This window comes from Amnimonas aquatica, assembly GCF_002943415.1.
GTDB classification, from domain to species: domain Bacteria; phylum Pseudomonadota; class Gammaproteobacteria; order Pseudomonadales; family Moraxellaceae; genus Perlucidibaca; species Perlucidibaca aquatica_A.
Genome location: NZ_PTQZ01000017.1, coordinates 1 through 13,973, shown reverse-complemented (window position 1 = coordinate 13,973; position 13,973 = coordinate 1). Strand labels below are relative to the sequence as shown.

Below are 13,973 nucleotides of genomic sequence, written 5' to 3'. Positions count from 1 at the left end.
CCGGCAGCCAGCCCATGCCGGCGGTGCGGACCCTGTCGCGCACGGAGGCCGCCGCCGGCCGCATCATCCGGCGTGATGCCGACGACGCCACGCACTGGATCTCCGCCCTGCCCGATGCCCGCTGGCTGGTGCTCACCGCCTCGCGGCAACCGCAGAAGCTGGCGTTCTATCAGGCGCTGATGGAGCGCGGCGTGCTGGTCCTGGTCAGTCTGCTGATCCTGGTCGCGCTGGTGCGCATCCAGCTCCGCCGCACCCTGAAGCCGCTGGGACAGCTTGCCCAGGCCCTGCACAACCTGCCGCCGGGACAGCTGCCGCGGCTGCCGCCCGCGGCCCGCCAGATCTGGCCGGACTTCGTCGACCAGATCGAGCAGGGCATGACGCGCTGGCAGAACGCCTTCGACGACATGCGCAACAGCAGCGAGCGCGCCGAGGAAGAACTGCGCGAAACCCTGGATGCCATCGAGCGGCAGAACATCGACCTGCACGCGGCCCGGCGCGAGGCCGTGGCCAGCAACCAGCTCAAGTCCGAATTCCTCGCCAACATCAGCCACGAGATCCGCACGCCGCTGAGCAGCCTGATCGGCTTCGCCCGCCTGCTGGAGAAAACGCCGCTGTCAGCCCGCCAGCAAGATCACGTGTCATCGCTGGTGCATGCCGCCGAGCACCTGCTGGCCATCCTCAACGACCTGCTCGACCTGTCCAAGATCGAGGCCGGCAGGCTGGTCCTCGACGAAACCCCGGTGGCCCTGCGCGACCTGCTGTCCGACACCATCGACATGCTGGCGCCGCTGACCGGCGACAAGCCCCTGACGCTGCACGGCGAGGTCGGCGACGAAGTGCCGGGCAGCGTGCTCGGCGACCCGCTGCGGCTGCGCCAGATCATGACCAACCTGATCAACAACGCCATCAAGTTCACCCCGCGCGGCGACGTGCGCGCCGGCCTGCGCCTGGTCTCCCTGAACGGCACCGAGGCGATGCTGGAGCTGTCCGTGCGCGATACCGGCATCGGCATCCAGCCACGCCAGCTCGACGGCCTGTTCGATGCCTTCCAGCAGGCCGACAGCTCGACATCGCGCCGTTTCGGCGGCACCGGTCTGGGCCTGACCATCACCCGCCAGCTGGTGCAGCTGATGGGTGGCTCGATCAGTGTCGACAGCCGCCCCGGCCTGGGCTCGACCTTCACCGTGCGCTGGAACGCTCGCCTCGACCCGTTCCGGGCCCTGCAGCCGGCCCGGCGCACGCACAGCCTGCCCGACTGCCGCCAGCTGGCACGACTGGATCCGCCGCTGCGCGTGCTGGTGGTCGATGACCACCCGGCCAATCTCAAGCTGCTCAGGACCTGGCTGCAGGAACTGGGCATCGCCGCGGACACCGCCGACAACGGGCTGGAGGCCGTCAGCCTGGCCACCCGCGAGCTCTACGATCTGGTGTTCATGGATATCCAGATGCCGGGCATGAACGGACTGGAAGCGGCGCAGGCCATCCGCGCCGGCGAATCACGCGGCCAGCGCGTGCCCATCATCGCGCTGACCGCCCACGCGCTCAGTTCGGAGCGCGAGTTCTGGCTGCGCAGCGGCATCGACGACTACGTCGGCAAGCCGCTGCAGGAGTCGCAGCTGCTGCACATCCTGCAGCAGTGGACACGCTTCGTCAGCGTGCGACCTGCGGTGGTGGACTGGGATGAAGCCCGGCGCCTGGCCGGCGACAAGGCCGATCTGGCCGAGGAGCTGCTGCGGACACTGATCGCCGACCTGCCGCGCAGCCTCGCGGCACTGGCGCAGGCGGACACGGCGGAGGAGGCTCGCGCCTGGTGGCAGGAAGCACACCGGCTGCTGGGCGCCTGCCGCTACTGCGGCGTGCCGGCCCTGCGGGAAAGTCTGGAGGATGCCCTGCGCACGCGGGGCGAGGACCCGGCGATGCCGCCTGCTGCTGCGGTCGCCGGATCGGTGCTGGCCGAGATCCGGGCGCTCCGGGACTGGAGCGCGGATCATCTGCCGGTCAGCGCGGCGCCATGCGGATAGCGCCATCCAGGCGGATGGTTTCGCCATTGAGGAAGGCGTTCTCGACGATCTGCACGGCAAACTGGCCGTACTCGTCCGGGTGACCCAGGCGCTTCGGGAACTGCGTCATCTCGATCAGCGGCAGCTTCACGCTGTCCGGCGAGGACTGCAGCAGCGGGGTGTTGAAGATGCCCGGGGCGATGGTGTTCACGCGCACGCCGATGGACGCGAGGTCGCGTGCCAGCGGCAGGGTCATGCCGACCACAGCGCCCTTGGAAGCCGAATAGGCGACCTGGCCGATCTGGCCGTCGAAGGCCGCCACCGATGCCGTGTTGATGATCACGCCGCGCTCGCCGTCGGCGTTCGGCTCGTTCTTCGCCATTTCAGCCGCCGCCAGGCGGGTGACGTTGAAAGTGCCGACCAGGTTCACGGCAATGACTTTGTTGAACACGTCCAGCGAATGCGGGCCGTTCTTGCCCACGGTGCGCTGCGCACTGCCGATGCCGGCGCAATTGACCGCCACGTGCACGCCGCCCCACTTGGCCACGACATCGGCCAGGGCCGACTGCACCGAAGCCTCGTCGGCCACATTGACCTTGAAGAAGGCGGCATTGGCGCCCAGCTCGGTGGCCGTGGCCTGGCCGACTTCGGCATTGAGATCGAAAATGGCGACCTTGGCACCACGAGCCAGATAGGCCTTGGCCGTGGCCAGACCGAGACCGGAAGCACCGCCGGTGACAACGGCAATCTTGTCCTGCAACTGCATGAGCTTTTCCTCGAATAGAGCGGCCCGAACGGGATCCGCGGCAAACGCCGAAAACGGGAGACGGCAAAAAGCGACCAATCGGTCACGGCCGCAGAGCATAGCACTGTATCCGGTCGGCGCAAGCCGCCGCAGGGGGTCAGATCAGGCCAATACCGGAGATTTCCCGTGCCAGCCGGGCGGCGTGGTTGTCGGTCATGCCGCCGACTTCGTCGAGCACGCGCAGATAGCCGTCATACAGGCTCATGCCCGGCGCCAACGGCCGCTCGAGCAGGGCCAGCTGGGTCTGCTGGCGATGGCTGAGCGCATCGGGCCCGTGCAGGCAGAAGGCGCGGACATTGGGCACCAGGGCATCGAGCAGCACGCCCAGGCAGGGATAGGCCGCGACCTCGGTGACCACCTTGCTGCGGTGCCGGTAAACCTTGTCGCGCGCCAGCTGCTTGGCCTGGTCCAGGGTTTCCCGCACATCGCCGCTGGCACCGGCGATCAGGTCCTTGAGCGGGAACTCCCCGGCCATGAGGGCATCGTGGTGGCGCATGAAGACATCGGCCAGGTCCTTCACGCAGCGCCCGACCATGGTGCCGCGCAGGGCAGCCGCGTACTGCCGGGGCTCGCGGATCTGCCAGACCTTGTCGGGATCGACGATGGGTGCCAGCAGCTCCTCCAGCTCGCGCAGGTCGAGGATGCCGATCTCCACCGCGTCCTCCAGATCGACGATGGCGTAGCAGATGTCGTCCGCGGCCTCCATGAGGTAGGACAGCGGGTGCCGCGCCCAGTGCTCGGCACCGCGCTCGATCAGGCCCAGCTCGGCCGCCACCTGGCGGTAGTACGACAGCTCGGCCTGGTAGATGTTGAACTTTCCCCGCGCCGGGAAGGTCTGCGCCGTCCACGGGTATTTCACCGACGCGCCCAGCGTGGCTGCGGTCATGCGCATGCCGCCCTCGCCCGTGTACATCTCCAGCGTGCTGAGCAGGCGCAGGCTGTGGGCATTGCCCTCGTAGGTCTGGATATCGTGGCGCTCGGCCTCGCCCAGGCCGTCGAGCAGGTGCAGGTGCGCGGGCTCGCGGAACCAGTCGCGCATGGCGTACTCGCCGGTGTGGCCGAACGGCGGATTGCCCAGATCGTGCGCCAGGCAGGCCACCTGCACGATGCTGCCGATATCGAACGGCGTGCCCTCGGCCGGCAGATGCCCGCCGCCGGACAGCATTGCGCCGACACGGTTGCCCAGGCTGCGCCCGACGCTGGCCACCTCGACGCTGTGGGTCAGGCGGTTGTGCGTGTGATCGTGCTGGGCCAGCGGATGTACCTGGGTCTTGCGGCCGAGACGGCGGAAGGCCGAGGAGAACACCACGCGGTCGTGGTCGATGTGGAACTCCGAACGCAGGCCGGCCACGCCATCTTCGCTGGCTCCGGCCCTGGTCGGCAGCACCTCGCCGTGCTTGATCTTGAAACGGCGGGCCGACAGCAGCTGCGACCAGTTCATGCGGGCTTGCGCCATGAGTCGGAAACTCCGGTGACGAGGTATCGGGCCATGATCGACAAAAGTCGCGGCCAAGGCCAGCCCCGCGGGTGCTCGCGACTGCAAGCCCGGACAAAGGCTGTGGCATACTCGCCGCAGACAGGCAGGAGACCATCGTGCTGGATGATCTGTTCCGCAACAACCGCCAGTGGGCCGAGTCGGTCAAGGCCGGCGACCCGCATTTCTTCGAAAAGCTGAAGCATCAGCAGACCCCGGAATTCCTCTGGATCGGCTGCGCCGACAGCCGCGTGCCGGCCAACGAGATCATGGGCCTGCTGCCCGGCGAGGTCTTCGTGCACCGCAACGTGGCCAACCTGGTCATCCACACCGACATGAACTGCCTGTCGGTGCTGCAGTACGCCGTGGAAGTGCTGAAGGTGAAGCACATCCTGGTCACCGGCCACTACGGCTGCGGCGGCGTCAAGGCGGCGCTGGAGCACCAGGAGTTCGGCCTGATCGACAACTGGCTGCGCCACATCAAGGACATCTACCGCATTCACGAGGACAAGTTCGCGGGGCTGAACGCGCAGCAGCGCACGGACCTGATGTGCGAGCTGAACGTGATCGAGCAGGTATCCAACGTCTGCCACACCACCATCATCCAGAACGCCTGGCGCCAGGGGCAGGATGTCTCGGTGCACGGTTTCATTTTCAGCATCGGCGACGGCATCCTGCGCGACCTCGGCGTGCACTACAGCGCCGGGAACCAGCTGCCGGCGATCTATCGCATGCAGGACTGAGCGCGCCGATCCGCAGGTCGCCAGCACAGAGGCCCTGAAGGGGCGGAAAACACGCTGAGAAAGCGCTCCGTTTTCCGCCCCTTCAGGGCCTCTGTGCTGACAGCATTCCGGGACGAAGAGGGGGCTTCCTGCCCTGCCCCCTCTTCTCACCCGCTTACTTGGCCGGCTTGCAATCCACGTACTCGACCTCGACACGGCGGTTCTTGGACCAGGCCGACTCGTCGTGACCCTGCGCCACCGGCTTTTCCTTGCCGTAGCTCACCACCGCCAGCTGCTCGCTGGCCACGCCGTGGCTGACCAGGTAGCGCGCGACCGCATTGGCGCGGCGCTCGCCGAGGGCCAGGTTGTAGTCGTGCGTGCCGCGCTCGTCGGTGTGGCCGGAGAGCTGCACGCGGTAGGCGCTGCTCTTGCCCAGCAGCGTGGCGTGGGCATCCAGGCTGGCGACAGCGCTGGGCGCCAGTTCGCTGGCATCGGTGGCGAAGAAGTAGGTCCGCGAACGCAGCAGATCGGCCAGCTTCGGATCGACCGTGGCGAACAGGCGGGTCAGCTCGGCTTCGCTGCAGAGCTTGCGCTTGCCGGCCTCGACCGCCGTCGGACCCACCGCCAGCACCGGCGGCAGCGTGTCCGAGCTGTACTCGGGCGCGGTCTGGACACTCTTCGGCTTGTTGAACAGCGAGCAGCCGGTCACGGACACGGCCAGCACACCCATGGCAGCGAGGGCTGCCGTCTTCTTGATCATCACAATGAAACTCCTGTCAGGAAACTGGAAACACGTGAACAGCGATCGGCACCATACCGCGCTGACAATACAACAGGTCTGCGGGCCTGCGCATCAGCGCAGATACGGAGACCACACCGGCTCGCGGATCTGCCCTTCCACCGGCGGCAGCGTGAGGCGGAAAGCGCCATCCAGCGACATGATCGCGAGCACGCCGCTGCCCTTGCGCGAGGTCGCGTAGACCAGCATGCGGCCGTTGGGCGCGAAGCTCGGCGAGGCGTCCAGCGGACTGCGGGTGAGGCGGTTGACGACCCCGTTGGTCAGATCCTGGATGGCGATGCGGTACTGGCCGTCGCCATTCTCGTTGACCATGGCCAGGTAGCGGCCGTTGGGGCTGAGGTCGGCGCGCGCGTTGAAGCGGCCGTTGAAGGTCAGACGCCGGGTCTCGCCGGTGGCCAGCGTGACACGGTAGATCTGCGGGCCGCCGCCACGGTCGGAGGTGAAGATCAGCGCCTTGCCGTCGGCGGTCCAGCGCGGCTCGGTATCGATGGCCGGATGGTTGGTGACCCGGGTCAGCTCGCGCGTGGCGATGTCGATGACATAGATCTCCGGGTTGCCGTCGCGCGAGAGCGTCAGCGCCATGCGCTCGCCGTCCGGCGACCAGCTCGGCGCGCTGTTCAGGCCGGCGAAGTCGGTCAGCAGCGTGCGCTTGCGCGTGGCCAGCTCCTGGATGTAGACCGCCGGCTTGCCGGACTCGAAGGAGACATAGGAGATGCGGCGCGAATCCGGCGACCAGCTCGGCGCCAGGATGGGCTCGGCCGAATCCAGCGCGGTGACATGGCGCTTGCCGTCCATGTCGGAAATGCCCAGCCGGTAGCGGATGCGGCCGTTGCGGGTGTACTCGTTGACGTAGAGCAGGTGCGTGGTGAAGAAGCCGCGCTCGCCGGTCATCTTCTCGTAGATGCGGTCGCTGATGTAGTGCGCGACATCGCGCCAGCGGCCGGTGCCCGCCACCAGCGCGTCATCCAGCAGCACGTCGCCGCTGCCCCGCTCCAGCAGCGTGTAGTGGAAGCGCAGGCGGCCGTCCGCCAGCTTCTCCGCGCTGCCGCGGACCAGCAGGTCGGCGGACGTGGTCCAGCCCTCGTCCTGGCTGACCCTGGCATCGGTACCTTCGGGCGGCTGCAGCGCCTTGAAGTAGTCGGAATGGCTGAGGTTGGAGCGGATGATGGCGCCGATGTTCTCGTCGACCTGCTGCCCGGTGAACGGCAGCACGGCGATCGGTCGCGCGCTGTCCAGCGTCTGGGTGATCTCGATGGTCAGCTGAGCCTTCGCCAGACCCGCCAGCACCATCAGGCAGACGCCTATCCACTTGTACTGCATGCTCCGTCTCCGCAAGTCCCGGTTCATTCCGCTCACGCCCTGGCACGCGAGGGCTGAACAGGACACAACGCCGCTGGCCCTGATTACGGATACCACGAACAGGTGACAGAAAAAACGCGCCCTTGGGCGCGTTCTTCCTGTGCCGCCGGCTTACTGCTGGGGCGGGTTGATGCGCACTTCGACGCGACGGTTCTGCGAACGGCCGGCTTCGTCGTTGTTCGAGGCGATCGGGTAGGACTTGCCGTAGCCCACCGAGGACACGCGCGCGGCGGCAACGCCACGGCTGACCAGGTAGCTGGAGACGGAACCGGCACGGTCCTGCGACAGCTTCTGGTTGTAGGCGTCGGCGCCGACATTGTCGGTGTGGCCGCTGACGGTGATGGTGGTGTCCTTGTACTCCTTGAGCACATCGGCAACGGCATCGAGCACCGGGTAGAAGTCGGCGCGGACCGACGACTGCGCGGTGGCGAAGGTGATGTTGCCCGGCATCACCAGGTTGATGGCACCGGTGGACTTGTCGCGCTGGACACCGACGCCGACACCGGCCAGACGGTCACGCAGCTTCTTTTCCTGGGTGTCCATGTAGACACCGACACCGCCGCCGGCGACGCCGCCGATGGCTGCGCCCTGCAGGCAGCGGTCATCGCGCTTGCCCTTCTTGGTGGTGGCAGCGGCGACGCCGCAGCCCAGGGCGGCACCGATGGCAGCGCCATAGGCACCCTTCGAAACCTGGCTTTCACCCGTGTACGGGTTGGTGGTGCAGCCAGTGACAACCAGTGCGCCAGCGATCGTGGCAGCGACGAGAATACGCATGATGAATCTCCTGAATATCCGGACCGGCTCCGCCGGACCCTTCCAAGGCCGAAAGACGTTGCCGGCCGTTGCCAGTTTACCTGCGGCGCCGAAATTAGCCCAGCAGCCCGGGCAACTGCTTGCGCACGGCCACGGCGACGATGAACACCAGCCCCGCCAGTCCGGCCAGGAACCAGGCCAGTTGCGCCCGGCGCCCGGCCGCGCGCTGGAACGTCATGGCGCTGCAGACCATCACCAGCACCAGCGTGGCCAGCTTGACGCCGGCCCAGACCGGAAAGATGCCCAGCGCATGCACCATGCCCAGCCCGGTCAGCAGCAGCACGGTGGCCAGCACATGCGGCAGGATGCGCAGCAGCCTGGCCTGCAGCGCGGGCGCCTGCGTGAACAGCAACCACCCGCGCAGCAGGAAGAGCAGGACGAAAAGGGCCGCCGCCAGCATGTGCGGGTGCTTGAACATCAGGTAGGTATCCACAGGGGAGCTCCAGCGCGATCCGGGAAAATGATGGCGCACTTTTTGTCAGACTATTCCCGCAGTGTCAAAGGACAGCGGGCAAAATCCACAACCGGGACACGAGGTTGCCGGCCGCGTTTTTTGCTATGGTCTGTCGTCCCCTGTCGTCGCCCCCGGTCCCGTCATGCTGTTTCGTGCTGTTCCCACGCCCTGTGTCGGCATCTGCTCCACCACCTTCGGCGACACCGTGTGCCGGGGCTGCCGCCGCTACCTGCACGAAGTGATCAACTGGAATCGCTACAGCGACAACGAGAAGCGGCTGATCTGGCAGCGCCTGGACGGGCTCACGGCGCAGGTGCTGCCACGCTATTTCGACATCCTGTCCGATGATCGGCTGACGAACGGCCTGCGCCGGCTGCGCATTCCCTTCCGCGAAGACGCCTCGCCCTGGATCCGGCTCGCCACCCTGCTCAAGCAGACCGCCCGCCAGTCACCCGACCTGGCCGAATTCGGCGTGCAACGCCTGGACCTTTCCGGCCTCAGCCTCGCCGACCTGCGCGAGCAGATCAATCAGGAACTGCACACCCTGGCCAGCGCCTACTACGAGCGCGACCTGCTGCGGGCTGCACGGATGACGGATCCGAGCGGAGCGGATGGCGAGATGCCGGATGCGGAGGGAATACGGGAAGATGGTGCGCCAGAAAGGACTTGAACCTTCACGCCTTGCGGCACCGGAACCTAAATCCGGCGTGTCTACCAATTTCACCACTGGCGCGGCGAAGGGCGAGCACTATAAACACGGCTCCCGGGCGGGGCAACTCCCTCGCCCGGGCCACGCGGCACGGCCACCACGCGGATGGCCGGAGACCGCTCAGGAAGCGCGCAGGCGCCGCGTCTTCTGCGCGCCGCGCAGGTTGGCGACCACGGTCGCAGCCAGCGACCACAGCGGCGACTCGTCGGGCTTGGGCGACTTGCCACGGCCCATGCGGTGCAGCTGACGGGTGTACCAGGCCACCTCCATCAGCGCCATGCGGTCGACCATGCCGATGCCGGTGGTGATCGGCTTGACCCGGTAGCGCGTCTCCTCGCCGGCCAGCAGGCGCTGCGGGGCATCCGGCTCGATCGCCAGCGGGCGGCCGAGGCCGACCAGGTCGAGCGAACCGGAGGCCAGCGCCGACTGCATGGCGGCCTGGCTGCGGAAACCGCCGGTGACCATCAGCGGCACGTTCACGGTCTGGCGGACCTTCTCCGCGAACTCCAGGAAGTAGGCCTCGCGCTCGCGCGTGGAGGCCTTCACGCCGGCCATGGCCGGCGCCTCGTAGGTGCCGCCGGACACCTCGATCAGGTCGATGCCGGCGGCGGCCAGGGCCTGGATCACCGCCAGCGACTCCTCCTCGGTGAAACCGCCGCGCTGGAAGTCCGCCGAGTTCAGCTTGATGCCGATGGGGAAGTCCGGGCCGACCTCGGCACGCATGGCGGCGTAGACCTCGAGCACGAAGCGGCGGCGGTTCTCGGCCGTGCCGCCCCAGCCGTCCTCGCGGACATTGTGGCGCGGCGACAGGAACTGGCTGACCAGGTAGCCGTGCGCGCCGTGGATCTGCACGCCGCCGAAACCGGCCTTCTTGAGCACGCCGGCGGTGCTGGCGAAGCGCCCGATGACCTCGTTGATCTCGGCTTCGGTCATCTCGCGCGGGGTGGCGAAGAAGGCCTGCATGTCCTGCTTGAACGGGATGGCCGACGGCGAGATGTTCTCGCGGTTGAGGCCGCGCGGCGACTGTTTGCCGGGGTGATTGATCTGCGCCCACAGCACGGCACCGCGGCGCGACACGCCATGCGCCCAGGCCTGCAGCAGGGCGAGGTCGCGCTCGTCCTCCACGACGACATTGCCCGGTTCGCCCAGGTAACGGCGGTCGACCATGATGTTGCCGGTGATCAGCAGCCCGGTACCGCCCTCGGCCCAGCGCTCGTAGAGCCGGACCAGCTGCGGCGTGACGCGGTTGTCCATGGTGCCCAGGGTCTCGCTGAGGGCGGACTTGGCCAGCCGGTTCGGCAGCGTGCCGCCGTTGGGCAGCGTCAGCGGGCGGGTGAGCAGGTTGCTTGCGGTCATGACAGGACTCCGGGGTCAGGCTGGCTGCGGCTTGATGCATGAGCCCCGGAGGCTAGAGCAGCGGCGCCCGCCCGTCAACAATCAGACAACATGATGTGTCAGAAGCAACAGGCCGCCGTGCAGGACAGGCTCAGCCCGCCTGCCGGTGCAGGCCCTCGAGACTGAGGCGGTTGGGTGGCTCGCTGCCGCCATGGAGGTCGAGCAGGGCATGGCGCATCTGCTCTTCGCAGTGCAGCGCCAGCGCGCGGGCATCGGCGCCGGCTGCCGGCTCGGGAGCGAGGAAGCGGACCGAGACCCGGATGCGCTCGCCGTTGAGGATGTGCAGCAGATGCGGTGCCAGCGCGTCCTCGCCGATGAACGGCGCCACCGGATGCAGGCCGGCGCCGTCGCGGTAGCAGATCACCATGGGCTGCACCGGGCAGCCGGCATCGATCGCGGCCTGGAACAGCTTGGGAAAGAAGCGCCGGACATTGTGACCGTCAGTGGTCGTGCCTTCCGGGAAGAACAGCACGTTCCGGCCGCCGCGCAGGGCATCGGCCATGGCTGCGCGCACCTGTTCCGAATCGCCCGAGCCTCGCTGGATGAACAGCGTGCCGGCCGCCTGCGCCAGGCGACCGACCAGCGGCCAGCGCGCGACCTCGGCCTTGGAGAGGAAGTTGATCGCGCGCACGCCGCCGAGCACGGGGATGTCCATCCACGACACGTGATTGCTGACCCAGAGCGCGGGCGCGGCCACCGGCTCGCCCTGCACCTCGACCTCGAGGTTGAGGATGGACGCCAGCCGGCGCAGCCACCAGGCGATGACGGGCCGGTGCCAGACCACATGGCGGAAGAAGAACAGGCCGCAGACAAAGGCCAGCACGAAGCCCAGCAGCAGATGGCCGGCGACCTGCAGCAGGCGCAGCAGCAGACGCAGGCTCATGGCGGGGGCGTGGATCACGGGGGGATGCTCGTTGCGCGTTCGCGGCGTTCTTGTTCTGGCCACAGGCCCTCAGCTCAGGCGGTCCTCAGGAACCGCTGAGCATAACGCCCCGCCATCGCTTGCACATCCAGCACGATGAAAACATCGGCGCAATTGAACTCGGGATCCCAGCAGGCCTCGCCGCCGATCTTGCAGCCCATGCGCAGGTAGGCCTTGAGCAGCGGCGGCACGCTGACGGCACCGGTGCCTTCCGACGACAGCACGATCTGCCGGGCCGGGCTGACGCGCAGCTCGTTGGTCACGAAGTGCTTCTCGCGCAGCGTCGGCATGACACTGGCCAGCGTGGTGCCGCCATCGGCCAGGCTGATGCTGGCGCAGCCGATCAGGTGGCTGAAGCCTTCCTGGGTCAGGTAGTCGGCGAGGAAGGACCAGAGCACGGTGATGGCGCCGCCGGAACGGTAGTCCGGGTGCACGCAGGTGCGGCCGATCTCGAGGATGCGGCCGGGCAGCATCTCCAGCGCCGAGAGGTCGAACTCCTGCGCCGAGTAGAAGCCGCCGGCGAGCCGGGCCTGCTCCTGCGACAACACGCGGGTGGTGGCGATCAGCAGGTCGTTGGCGGTGTCGTAGACGTTCACGTGCAGGCAGAAGGCGTCGTAGCGGTCGACGTCCAGGCCTTCCGGGCCGTCGAAGCGGACACCGTACTCGCTGCCGAAGATATCGGCGCGCAGGCGCTGGGCCGCCGCGACCATGGGCGCATCGAGCGCGAAACGGGCTTCCAGCACCGGCTTGCGGCGCATGGGCAGGGTGCCGTCCTGGCTGGCACCGGTGGCGGCCGGCGCGACGTGCACATCGGCAGCGGCGGTCGGGAGGCTGGTGGCATTCAGGGACATGGTGCTGCTCGTCATGGTTGTTTTCATGCGAGCAGTGTCTTCAGGGGCGATTTCTCGTCCGTGAAGAATTCATGACATTCCCGTGAATTTGAACGGGCGTGCAGGTCGGCCGCCCGGGAAGGCGGGCACGACCGGAAACCGCCCTGCTGCGCCGCCACGGACCGGCCGCAGGGCCGTCCGGTGGCGGGCTCAGCCGGTGTTGCGCAGCCCGGCGGCGATGCCGGTCATGGTCACCATGAGCGCGTGATCATAGGGCGTCGGGGCATCGCTGTCCGGACGGCTGGCGAGCTCGGCGCGCCGGCGGCGCATGAGTTCGGCCTGCAACAGATGCAGCGGCAGCAGGTAGGGCGTGCGCAGGCGGATGGACTGCGCCAGGATGGGATTGCGCGCCGACCATTCGGGACCGCTGTTGAGCTGCGCCAGCACCGCCACCAGGCGCTCGCGGCTGCCGCGCAGCTGTCCGCCCAGGGCACGCAGGTCGTCGCGCCCGGTCAGCGTGTGCTCGTAATGACTGGCGATGGCCGGGTCGGACTTGGCCATGACCATCTCCAGCATGTCGAGCAGGCCGGCGAAGAACGGCCAGTCCGCCGCCATGTCGCGCAGCGTGGCCGCGCGGCTGTCCTCCGGCAGGGTCTCGAAGGCCTCCAGCACGCCCAGCCAGGCCGGCAGCATGAGGCGGATCTGCGTCCAGGCGAACACCCACGGAATCGCGCGCAGCGTCTCCACCCCGCCGCCGGCGCGACGCCGCGCCGGGCGCGAGCCCAGCGGCAGCATCTGCAGTTCGAGCTCGGGGGTGACCGTGCGCAGGTAGTCGATGAACGCCTGGTGGCCGCGGATCTGCTGCCGGTAGGCCGCCATGGAGACCTCGCTGAAGCGGTCCATGAGCGTGCGCCAGGCCTCGGCCGGTGCCGGCGGCGGCACCAGCGTGGCCTCCAGGGTGGCGGCGAGGTAGCGCTCGAGATGCCGGCGCGCCACCTCGGGCAGGCCGAACTTCATGCGGATCATTTCACCCTGCTCGGTGACGCGCAGGGCGCCATGCACCGAGCCCGGCGGCTGCGAGCGCAGCGCCTGGCGCGTCGGCGCGCCACCGCGGCTGACGGTACCGCCACGGCCATGGAACAGCACCAGGCTGACGCCATGCCGCGCCGCCACCGCGGTCAGGCCCTCCTGCGCGCGGTACTGCGCCCAGGCCGCCGACAGGAAGCCGGCATCCTTGGCCGAGTCGGAGTAGCCGATCATGATTTCCTGGCGGTTGCCGATGTGCTCGCGGTAGCCCGGCAGCGACAGCAGCGCGTCCAGGCAGCCGGGCGCGTGAGCCAGGTCATCGAAGGTCTCGAACAGCGGCACCACGCGCATGGGCCGCGGCACCTCGGCCTTGCGCTGCAGCAGCAGCACCGCCAGCACATCGCTGGGCTCGTGCGCCATGGAGATGACATAGGCGCCGAGCGCCTCGGCCGGCTGCGTGGCCAGCATGCGGAAGGTCGCCAGCACCTCGCGCACCTCGTCGCTGAAGCCGGCCTCGGCCTCCGGCGCCAGCGCCGACAGCGGCAGCAGCGGACGCGGATTGGCCAGCTCGTCGAGCAGGAATTTCTGCCGCGCCGCCTCGTCCCAGTCCAGGTAGCTGCCCAGGCCCAGATAGCGGGTGATGGCATCCAGCGCCTCGGCGTGGC

Annotated in this window: 13 protein-coding genes and 1 tRNA gene; 3 read left to right on the top strand and 11 right to left on the bottom strand. The window is 68.3% G+C overall.

Annotated elements, in window-relative coordinates:
- Window positions 1-2,021, top strand: a 2,021-nt coding sequence (locus C5O18_RS01765; RefSeq protein ID WP_206389687.1) for an ATP-binding protein, incomplete at its 5' end; no start/stop codon positions are given.
- Here C5O18_RS01765 and C5O18_RS01760 read toward each other — a convergent pair.
- Entirely contained in the window at window positions 1,999-2,766 is a 768-nt protein-coding gene (locus C5O18_RS01760) for a 3-hydroxyacyl-CoA dehydrogenase (protein ID WP_105191154.1), read from the bottom strand. The two genes, C5O18_RS01765 and C5O18_RS01760, sit on opposite strands and share 23 nt — an antisense overlap.
- Window positions 2,767-2,902: 136 nt before the next feature.
- Window positions 2,903-4,261 carry a deoxyguanosinetriphosphate triphosphohydrolase gene (locus C5O18_RS01755; RefSeq protein WP_206389686.1) on the bottom strand — a complete coding sequence of 453 codons (1,359 nt, stop codon included), beginning with the start codon at window positions 4,259-4,261 and terminating at the stop codon, window positions 2,903-2,905.
- A 137-nt stretch (window positions 4,262-4,398) separates the two neighbouring features.
- Here C5O18_RS01755 and can point away from each other — a divergent pair, with 137 nt between their 5' ends.
- Window positions 4,399-5,022: a carbonate dehydratase gene (can, locus tag C5O18_RS01750; RefSeq protein WP_241146699.1), complete on the top strand. Its 624-nt coding sequence runs from the start codon at window positions 4,399-4,401 to the stop codon at window positions 5,020-5,022.
- A 154-nt stretch (window positions 5,023-5,176) separates the two neighbouring features.
- Here the strand turns inward: can and pal are convergent, their stop codons facing one another.
- The 4 genes from pal to C5O18_RS01730 form a co-directional block, all read right to left on the bottom strand.
- The gene (gene pal / locus C5O18_RS01745) at window positions 5,177-5,761 is read right to left on the bottom strand and encodes a peptidoglycan-associated lipoprotein Pal (protein ID WP_241146698.1); all 585 of its coding nucleotides are present in this window, start codon (window positions 5,759-5,761) and stop codon (window positions 5,177-5,179) included.
- A 93-nt stretch (window positions 5,762-5,854) separates the two neighbouring features.
- A complete protein-coding gene (gene tolB / locus C5O18_RS01740) occupies window positions 5,855-7,120 on the bottom strand; it encodes a Tol-Pal system beta propeller repeat protein TolB (protein WP_158249233.1) in 1,266 nt (421 codons plus the stop codon).
- 150 nt (window positions 7,121-7,270) lie between these two features.
- Entirely contained in the window at window positions 7,271-7,933 is a 663-nt protein-coding gene (locus C5O18_RS01735; RefSeq protein WP_105191152.1) for a YiaD family glycine zipper/OmpA-like lipoprotein, read from the bottom strand.
- Window positions 7,934-8,027: 94 nt separating this feature from the next.
- Window positions 8,028-8,405 carry a SirB2 family protein gene (locus C5O18_RS01730; protein ID WP_105191151.1) on the bottom strand — a complete coding sequence of 126 codons (378 nt, stop codon included), beginning with the start codon at window positions 8,403-8,405 and terminating at the stop codon, window positions 8,028-8,030.
- Between the two features lie 163 nt (window positions 8,406-8,568).
- Between C5O18_RS01730 and C5O18_RS01725 the strand changes: the two genes are divergently transcribed.
- Window positions 8,569-9,096, top strand: a complete 528-nt coding sequence (locus tag C5O18_RS01725; protein WP_105191150.1) for a DUF1289 domain-containing protein — start codon at window positions 8,569-8,571, stop codon at window positions 9,094-9,096.
- Here C5O18_RS01725 and C5O18_RS01720 read toward each other — a convergent pair.
- The 5 genes from C5O18_RS01720 to C5O18_RS01700 all read right to left on the bottom strand — a co-directional run.
- Window positions 9,075-9,159 (bottom strand) — tRNA-Leu (locus tag C5O18_RS01720). The genes C5O18_RS01725 and C5O18_RS01720 overlap by 22 nt on opposite strands.
- 96 nt (window positions 9,160-9,255) lie before the next feature.
- Window positions 9,256-10,491, bottom strand: a complete 1,236-nt coding sequence (locus C5O18_RS01715; protein WP_105191149.1) for an NADH:flavin oxidoreductase/NADH oxidase family protein — start codon at window positions 10,489-10,491, stop codon at window positions 9,256-9,258.
- Between the two features lie 130 nt (window positions 10,492-10,621).
- Window positions 10,622-11,431, bottom strand: coding sequence for a lysophospholipid acyltransferase family protein (locus tag C5O18_RS01710; RefSeq protein WP_146089171.1), 810 nt, complete (start codon window positions 11,429-11,431; stop codon window positions 10,622-10,624).
- Window positions 11,432-11,487: 56 nt separating this feature from the next.
- Window positions 11,488-12,303: a GNAT family N-acetyltransferase gene (locus C5O18_RS01705; protein WP_158249232.1), complete on the bottom strand. Its 816-nt coding sequence runs from the start codon at window positions 12,301-12,303 to the stop codon at window positions 11,488-11,490.
- 189 nt (window positions 12,304-12,492) lie between these two features.
- Window positions 12,493-13,973, bottom strand: a 1,481-nt coding sequence (locus C5O18_RS01700; protein WP_146089170.1) for a phosphoenolpyruvate carboxylase, incomplete at its 5' end; no start/stop codon positions are given.